General features: G+C 63.2%; 5 protein-coding genes. 1 reads left to right on the forward strand and 4 read right to left on the reverse strand.

Going from position 1 to position 8,504, the window contains the following annotated elements; translation table 11 throughout:
- Positions 1-17 precede the first annotated feature (17 nt).
- A complete protein-coding gene (locus tag KCG34_RS13140; RefSeq protein WP_211936102.1) occupies positions 18-3,047 on the reverse strand; it encodes a hypothetical protein in 3,030 nt (1,009 codons plus the stop codon).
- Positions 3,048-3,589: 542 nt separating this feature from the next.
- Here KCG34_RS13140 and KCG34_RS13145 point away from each other — a divergent pair.
- Positions 3,590-3,805 (forward strand): hypothetical protein, encoded by a 216-nt coding sequence (locus tag KCG34_RS13145; RefSeq protein ID WP_211936103.1) that lies wholly within the window; start codon positions 3,590-3,592, stop codon positions 3,803-3,805.
- Positions 3,806-4,117: 312 nt separating this feature from the next.
- On the opposite strand, the gene KCG34_RS13150 is transcribed toward KCG34_RS13145, so the two are convergent.
- The 3 genes from KCG34_RS13150 to KCG34_RS13160 all read right to left on the reverse strand — a co-directional run bounded on the left by KCG34_RS13150 (position 4,118) and on the right by KCG34_RS13160 (position 8,498).
- Positions 4,118-5,029, reverse strand: coding sequence for a HEPN domain-containing protein (locus KCG34_RS13150; RefSeq protein ID WP_367575997.1), 912 nt, complete (start codon positions 5,027-5,029; stop codon positions 4,118-4,120).
- A gap of 213 nt (positions 5,030-5,242) precedes the next feature.
- A complete protein-coding gene (locus KCG34_RS13155; RefSeq protein ID WP_211936105.1) occupies positions 5,243-7,354 on the reverse strand; it encodes a DUF3363 domain-containing protein in 2,112 nt (703 codons plus the stop codon).
- A gap of 268 nt (positions 7,355-7,622) precedes the next feature.
- Positions 7,623-8,498 carry an HNH endonuclease gene (locus KCG34_RS13160; RefSeq protein WP_211936106.1) on the reverse strand — a complete coding sequence of 292 codons (876 nt, stop codon included), beginning with the start codon at positions 8,496-8,498 and terminating at the stop codon, positions 7,623-7,625.
- Positions 8,499-8,504 lie beyond the last annotated feature (6 nt).

An 8,504-nucleotide genomic window follows, 5' to 3' on the forward strand; every position in this document is an offset into this window, starting at 1 on the left:
ATCTGCCCGCCACGGAATCAGGGCGATCCGTCTTCACTGTCAGCCTCGTCCGCTGCGGGACCGGGCCGCCGGCGAATTTTTGGTTTCTGCTGGTCCATGAAAGATTTCAGTCGCCCTCCGGCCCGACCATTGATATCCCCACCTCCCTGCAGCTGCACGGTGTTGAGTGGGAAGAATAGACCTTCAAATTTCGCAGTCGACTCCGATGGCTTTGGTGATCCCATTAGCACTTTCGCGAATTCGATATCAGATTCCAAATACTGCCCGACTCGCATGGAGTAGTGTTGGAATATACTGTCATTCGGTTCACCTCGGCGCGGCTTATCCACTTCCTCCTCTTCATTACGAGCGAGGAAGTAGGCCCAGATAGGGCAGGAAAAGATCGCGTCAAAAAAGTCAAATTCCGGCGTCGCCTGGAAGGTTCGGTCGTCCGAATCGTAGATTTCCGAGAGGAGCCGGACGAACACCTCGCCGGACCGGACTGGATTGTTTGCCAGGCTCCGCCCCGGCGCAAAGTTGGCTGCCCTCAGCGCCTCGAAACCAACTGCATGCAGAAAGGCGATAATGGTGCGGTGAAAAAACACGCCGAGGTAGCGGCTCTGGCCATGCACGAGCTCATCGCGCATATTGCCGAACGCGTACGTGAATCGGGTCCACATCCGCGAGAGCGTTATCGGCGCGAGCGCCACATTCTTCAATGAATGCGCGTCCAGCCACGCAACGATTAGATCCTCAAGCTCATCTCCCACCGAAGGGGCGAATTGGCCTGGTCCGGAATCGCTTTCGAGCTCCTCGTCCGGCTCATAGTCCGCAGCGGCCTGCCGCCGCTCGGCCTCGACTGCGCTGGGAGTGGGATAGCTGCGCGCCTGGCTAAGGGCCGTAATGGTCTGAGCCACCCGCTGACGGCGCTCTGCGGCGTCCGTGACGGATGTTGCGTCCAACAGCTCGGCGATGACTCCGAGCAGCCTTAGGAACGAGTAATTGCCGTAATCCGCTTGCTGACTGCTGACGATCCGACTGGACGGCAGCAGGGCCACCAGTCGCGCGTTGCGGTCGAGCCTCTCGGCCAGATCCTCAATCCCGTTAGCGAAATAGACCTGGAAGCCGGCCTCGGCACCGCGCCGAGAGTCGTAGGACCAACCTGCGCGGATCAGTGCAGAGTGATAGCCTCGGAGCGGGGGCGGCAGCGCCTGAAAGAGGCGTTTTTGATATGCTTCTTGCTTGTCCGCGACGTTGCGGAAGGCTTCGCGGTCCAGGGCTGCCCCTCGTCCCGGCGCATACTCGAGGCCGTAGAGCTCAATCGTGGCTGCTCGTGTCTCGCGGATTCTTGCGATCGGCACCGTGGCTCCGCTTAGTCGGGTGCTAGGCACGATGCGGCGTATACGATCGCGGCCACCTTCGGTCACCTCCCAGGCCGCCAACCGGCTCACGAATTGCGCTGCGTTTTCAACCGTGTTGGCATTGAGATGATCCATCAGGCGGGGGAGGCTTCCACCCCGCGCGCCATCATCGCCTACCTCGCCCCGGTCAATCTTCTCCCGCAGCGTCGCGATTTTCAGCCAGAACTCGAGCATCCGGCCCGGCGAGCGGCGGAAGACTTCGGTCAGCACCGCGGCTAGATAGATGGCAACAAGATTCCGGTCCGGATCTGTCGTGTCTGGATGAAACCGCGCAAGATCCAGCCAGCGGTTAGATTGCGTTAGCCAGCGGGCGAGCAGCCCGAGAATAAGATCGGGCGAGGGGTCGCGCGTAGCGTCGATGTCTATCCCAAGCCCCATCAGTGAGGTCCAGGCGACGTGGCGGAAGGTGTCTACCGCCCGCCTCACGACGGAAGAGTCGGCGCTTGCGCCGCAGAGTTCGACCGCACCGGCCAAGGCCTGCAGGCTGCTCCTTGTGGGCAAGCTTAGGAGCTGCTGGCGAAAGAGAGCCACATCCGGTTTTGCGTTCAGACCCAGGAGGCGACCCGCCATTCGCTCGATAAACTCGCCCTCCGGCATCGGCGCCGAAAGGCGATTGCTCTCGAGCTCGAGGCTCGCCTGGCGCACGTGATACTCAAGCGGACGTAGATCGATCCGGTTCTCCGGGGGGGCCACCTTAACAAGATATTGATCTTGCAGGGCGTCCACCATGTGGCCAATCTTAGAGACCTGCGACATCCCGGCATCGACATTGCCCCGCGACTCCTCAGCCGTGATGAAATCCTTACCCATCTGTGCCCATTGCTGGCGACGGATCAGCAGAGAGTAGAGATTCAAGTCTCCGGATAGTATAATGCGCAACTGCGGCGTTGCCAGATATTTGCGAAGCGCTTCTAGGACTGGCCATCCCTTCTCAAACCACGTATCGACGTCGTCAATGGCAAGAACGAACGCATCACACCCAACGTAATGGGCTGCCTTCGCGACGTAGTGCCGGAAGCTTCGCTCAAAATCATGAGCAGCCGAGGCATTCAACAGACCTTGATCCAGTATGAAATCGGGATCCAGCCATTCACGGCCCCCGTACAGAGAGTCGCCAATCCCATCGAGGAGGGAAAGGCCCTGCGCAAGTTTGCGCAAAGATTTCTTTACGGCCGCATACTCGTCGGCCAGGTTGCTATAGTGCTTCCGCCGATGCTCCGTCGCAATCCGGATTCGGTCGATCACGACAATGACGATATTTTGTTTAGTCTCAATCAGAGTCGGATCGATGACGCCCAAACTGTAGAGGTTTTTGGCGGGGTTCGCCGCAGCGGGCGCGCTCTGGTCGAGTAGAATGCGATAGGTCCCATCCTGGATCGATTCCAGAACATTCGTCAGGAAGGTAGTCTTGCCTTCGCCGCGGCGTGCCGACACCAAGATCGCATCATGTCGGCGATCTTTGATAATATCGAGTTCCCGTGGACGGGCAGCATCGTCCTGACTCTCGGTCACCGGAGTGTCGAAGTTGACGAGAGCAGAAAAGACCCGCTGGCGGGCCTCATGCTGGATGAACCCCTCGCCGCGCGGCGCAATAGCCGGGTTGCCGATCTGGTCGAGGTTTATCCGGATTGATCTCGTTGAATTCACGCGCCCCCCTGGCTGCAGATTCTGCGGTTGTCCTGAAGAGTTGCGCACTCGATGGTGGATTTGGCAACTGCCTCCCACTCCGGATGGGACGGTCGGGTCAGCGATAGGGCAGTACTGGCACGGCTTAGCCGCTTTTGAGGGTCGCCAACGTGGCCCGCACGCGGACGTGTCCGAGCCCGGGCTGAGAGCCAATGAAAGTCGCTTGCTCTGACCGCCCTTCGGCCTGCTTAACTTTCGCTCAGGGATCTGGAGCGAGAGGGCCAGATCGAACTCTTCTCGCCGCACTGGCTCCAGTCCCGAGGCCATAAAGATGCGGCTCCGGTTCACTTGGCGCGGTTCCGCTCTGCCTGTTGAACGCCGCCTTGAAGTTCCCGACGGCCCTCCCCACTTCCCACTGGCTACGCATGGCGGCTTGACCGTCAGCCCCGGCGACGGGGTCCCGCGCTTCTCCACTGGGTGAAGTTAGCCGGCGTGCCCCGTGAAGGGGTGCGTCGGAATTGGCCGCCGCTCCACGGGCTCAGAAGCACAACGGAGCATCCATCATGACTTACGACATCAACGAATATTACGGCGTGACGATTAGCCAGGCGCGGGTAGGTAAGCCCTACATCGCGGTCGGCGAGATCTTCTCGCGGAAAACCATGCAAAACGTCGGGATCACGGTCCAGGGAGAAGGCCGGACGTGGTCGGCGGCTGTAGGTCGCGCCATGGCCGAGGCACATTCAAACTGTCCGACTGATCTGCCTGACGACATCTGACCAGAGACGGTGGGCTCGCGGTTCTGGCCGGGCTCAAAGGCTCGGCCAGACTTCCACCGCCGGGGCAACGAGCTGAGCGCAGTCGGCAGTCCATCGAACCGCCAATCACCAATCCTCTCGGCCTATGTCTCAACGGCCATATGGTTCGGGTGCTCGGCGTAGTCGAGGAAGCCAAGACCGAAGACGAAGAACACACCTTGCATGTGCGCGCAGATGCCTATTGGGGCGTCTATCATTCGGATGGTGCCAACCCTATTTGCACTCAGCAACCATCGTCGCCGCCAATTCGGCTACCCGTAATCGGCGATGGCACTATGCGCCCGCCATCAGCGCAGCCAATTTGTCGGTGCAGACCACGTTGACTACGTCCTTCAGGGTCGACACCCGCTCCCCAAGCCAAGCCAACTCCTCAGGCGTGATCTTGTATTGCGGCGAGTAGCGGGCATCGACGTAGGCGCGTCGCAGTAGCTCGAAGCATCTCTGGTCGGAGCGGGTCGCGCGAGGCCACACTGTTGCCAATCGTGAATCCAGCTGCTCGGCTTGAGAGCGGAGGAAATTCAGCCTGTGCGACTTTGGGCTCCAGAGTGTCAGGGTCAGCAGGAGGCAATGGTAGAGGCGTTCAGCGGCTTGATGCAGGTCGAAGGCGGCTTTGTTCAGGTCGCCGTCGTTGAGGGCGTACTGATATCCGCGGTAGAAGCCGCCGACGCTCTGGAACCATTTGTCGAAATACCCCTGCGCCTCCTTCAGCGCCTCGGCCGGCTCCAGCGTCTTGGGCTGGTCAAACGGGAAACCCTCGGCCTCATAGAGCGCAACCCCATCGCGAACGATGTCGGTGAAAAAGTAGCGCCCCATTCGCAGACGCTGATTCACGTCATTGAGGTCATGGACGATGAAGTTCACCGGCGCCGTCAGCCGATGGCTGATCGCATATTCCCGAAGCAGATGATCGTCGGCCTTGGCCCAGGTCTCGATCGGGTCGGTGAGCTTGTCGCTGTTGACCACCACCAGGAGGTCGTAGTCGCTGACGTAGCCGCCTTTCGGGTCCTCGACCCAATCCCCACGGGCGTATGAGCCGAACAGGATGATCTTGAGGATACGGCCCTTGCGCTTGAACGGCTGGGTGCCGCCGGCGATGGCCTCCTCGAATTCGGCGAACAGGATCTCCACCACCCGCGACAGCTCGCGGCGTTTGGCTTCCGGCAGATGATCCAGCGAGGTCTTCATCACGTCCCTTGTGTCCCCTGATCCAGCCAGGGTTGCAAGCCGGCGCGCACGCCGTGCGCGCGAGGCCCGGCCTCGCGCCCATGCCGGCTTCATCGCCAGGCGGGGCTTGAGGCGGTCCAGGGTGGGCGCCAGCGGCGCCCATGGCCGAAGGCCACGGCGCAGCCGCACAGCGGCGGAGTCGCCCTTGACGGCCTCAAGGCCCGTCTGGCCTCCTCAGAGGCTGAGGCCCAGGTCGCGCTTGCGTCCCAGCATCCAGTCGATCCCACCGCCCGGCAGGGCTATGCCGGAAACCTCGCGGCCCACGTGCGGCTCGAGGACGTGCCGCCAGGGAACGAGGCTGAAGCCGAGGCCGTCGTCGATCATGGCGAAGCGTCCGCTGGCGAGCTGAACCGAGCCGGTGAGCTTGCCGGTGACGGATTGGCCGGGAATGGAAGGGGACCAGCTGCGGCCCCGCTCTGCGGCGAGCGCCTTGCCGGCCTTGTCGATCTCGATCGCCTCCAGGCGCTGGATCAGATCCTTCGGCGCGCTCATCCGGCCGCCGCCGAGATCGCGGACGTGGCCGGCGTCGAGCAGGGTCCGTCGCCGCTGCTCCAGGGCGACCTGCACGTCGTGGCCGAAGCCCCGGTCGCTGAGCGGCGTCGGCCGGCCGGCGACAAGCTCCCGGTCCAGCCAAGTCGCGCCCTCATGGCGGACCTGCCGATCCAGCCCGAAGGGCGAGAGGATGCGCACGCGAAGGTCGGACGGGTCTCTGGCCTGGTCGTAGGCCTGGCCACGGGCCACGAGGTCGCGTGGAACCTCCCAGACCCCATCGTCCATGCGCAGCACGATGCCGGCCCGCCTCAGGGCCTCCAGCCTTCGGACATGGGACTGAACGAAGGCTTCGGGATCGACGCCCCGGCTGACAAGATCTTCGCGCGCGAAGAGGAGGTGGTCATCGGTGCGATAGATGCCCTGGAGGCCGGCGATCTCAGCGATGTTGCGGTCTGACGGTCTCGGCCCCTCGGGGCCTGAGCCGGCGGCGATGACCATGCCCTTGGCGATCTCTTCGGCGCGGGCGGCGTCCAGCTCCAAGTGATGGATCTTGCCGTCCACCCCGTCGATCACAAGCCGCACCCGCTCGCCCAGCTCGTCGCTGGCCAGGCCCTTGTCCAGCACCCGCCCGGTGATCCGCTCCTCGGTCCTTTCCCGGTGAAGGACGTAGGACCCTGGCGCGCGCTCCTCGGCCAGGCCCGCCCGCTCCAGGGCCTTGTGCATGGTCTTGATGATGTCGCGCTGCTGGCCGAGGTCACGAAGCGTATCCTCGGCTTCGGGGAACACGATCCAGCGGCCGGGCTCAGCCTCGGCGGCGAGGCCCATCTGCTCAAGCACCCTGGCCCGCTGAATCAGGAGGGCGCGGTTCTGGCGCAAGGTCTCCAGCATGTCCTTGTCGGGCCGAAGGTCGGCCCACTCGTCACTGGCCTGCTGCTCGGCGATCAGCATCCGGTCGAGCCGGGTGAAGCGCTCGGCCTCGACCTCTGGCTCCAGGCTCTTCGTCACCTCCTTCTCGGTCTGTCTTCCCAGCTCCAGGGTGACGATCTCGCTGGCCCGCTCCCTGATCCCGTGGGCGATGTAGTCGCCGGCGATGTTGAGGATCTTGCCGTCGTCGGTGATCCCTCTTACCAGCACGTGAGTATGGGGATGGCCGGTGTTGAAGTGATCGACCGCCACCCAATCGAGCTTGGTCCCGAGGTCGGCCTCCATCTGCCGCATCAAGGCCCTGGTGGTCTCCATCGGGTCGGCCAGATCGGCGCCGTCCTCGGGCGAGACGATGAAGCGGAATTGATGCCGATCTTCCCGGCCGCGATCGAGGAACGCCTGGCCGTCCTCGACGTCTCGCCCGGCGGAATAGAGCCGCCCCTTCTCTCCGTTTCGGTCGACCCCATCGCGCTCCAGATAGCGCAGGTGCGCAACGACCGCCTTAGCGCTGACGAAGCCTCGTCCCCTCGCCGCCCCGCGCTGCGGGTTCAGCTTCACCACCCGGGCCTTGACCGCCACCCGCCGCGCGCGCGTGCGAACGCCGCTCGCCTCGCGGCGCCACGGGCTCCGGTCCTTCATCGCGGCGCTGATCGCAGCGCCCCGGCCACGGGCATTGAACCGGCCCTTGGCCTTCGCTCCCGGCGGACGGTTCGGATCGCCGCCGGCCCGGCGAATGGCCGCGTGAACTTGGCCGATGAAGGTCTGCGACCCGCGCTTCGACCGGCCGGCGCCGCGGCCTCTTCCCAGCCCGCCGCCGCAGTCCCTTACCTGGCCCAGGCGGATGCGGAAATCGTCGTCATCCTTGCTCATAGGGCCGACGTCGGGGCGGAAAATCGCGCCCGCAAGGCCGCATCGGTCGCCGGCGAGCCCTGGCGCACGATCGCCTGTCAGGGCGTTGAGACGGCGAAATCGTCGGGCCAAGCACTGGCGCTTAGCGTCGGCCAGCGTATTGAAAACATAGAAGAAAGCCGCCCGGGCGGCGCGCCTTGCCTTCAAAGTAAAGCTTGCCCGAACTAGCCCAACCCATTGTGCAGACAAACAAAACCGGCCCGACAGGGACCGAGCGGGGAAACCCGCTTTATCTTGCCGTCTGAGATATAGGCTGGATTCTTTGGTCGACTTCTCGCTTCAGGTATTGCTCGCGGTGGATCGCGAGGTACGCCCGGGTCTTGACGTTCAGATTTTTGATTGGTGGTAGGTCGTCCAAACCAAGTCTGCGCATGAGCTCCGAGGAGAGCATGGGCGATCGAAGGATGGCCCCATCGTCATCGAAGGAGATCAGGCCACGATCGAACAGGCCATCGACATGAACCGCGAGAAGAAGTCCGTTATCCGGGTCGAGGCGCTCCTGGGGCGAGCTGTGTCTCCACGGCTTGATGTGGGATGCGCGCAATAGCTCGGGGAGCGCCAAGCCAGTCACAGCGCACTGGCGGTCCCATAGGTCCATCAGGTCCTGACGGAATTTGGATTGCCCAAGCCGGGCCGCCCGGACGGCTTCGGTCTCGGTGACAGGATCCGCCTCGTCGGCAGTTGGCTCTATGTTGACGCGCTCGACGTGGTCGGTCGACGGGACGCCGAACGCCCAGACCACGCCCACGGGCGAGGTGTCCATGATGGTGAGCGGCGTGGCGAGGCCGCGATAGGTCCACGAAAGCCGCTCGTCCTCGCGGGTGAAAAGATGGATGGGGTACGCACCGCTTAAGAGTTCCTGGATCTGCCGGTCCCGCAGCTTGGTGTTGTTGCGAGCCTGCCAAACCAGCGTCTCGCCTTTCCAATGGTTGTCGTAGTTGTGACCGGTTCTCCCCGGGATGCCCACGCCAGCGAAGATGAAGAACTCCCCACGCCAACGTCGGTAGCCGGTGTCCCACGCGCCACCCTTTTGATTGGGATCTCCCACCAGGGCGCGGATCTCAGGGCGGGTGTAGCCTTCGCCCAGAGCAAACACGGTAGCCATCGCCAT

It is taken from the genome of Phenylobacterium montanum (genome assembly GCF_018135625.1).
In the GTDB taxonomy this organism is placed as follows: domain Bacteria; phylum Pseudomonadota; class Alphaproteobacteria; order Caulobacterales; family Caulobacteraceae; genus Poindextera; species Poindextera montana.

Coding starts and splice junctions, on each gene's coding strand:
- KCG34_RS13150 (WP_367575997.1), bottom strand. CDS start 5,029: ATGAAGACCTCGCTGGATCATCTGCCGGAAGCCAAACGCCGCGAGCTG.
- KCG34_RS13155 (WP_211936105.1), bottom strand. CDS start 7,354: ATGAGCAAGGATGACGACGATTTCCGCATCCGCCTGGGCCAGGTAAGG.
- KCG34_RS13145 (WP_211936103.1), top strand. CDS start 3,590: ATGACTTACGACATCAACGAATATTACGGCGTGACGATTAGCCAGGCG.
- KCG34_RS13160 (WP_211936106.1), bottom strand. CDS start 8,498: ATGGCTACCGTGTTTGCTCTGGGCGAAGGCTACACCCGCCCTGAGATC.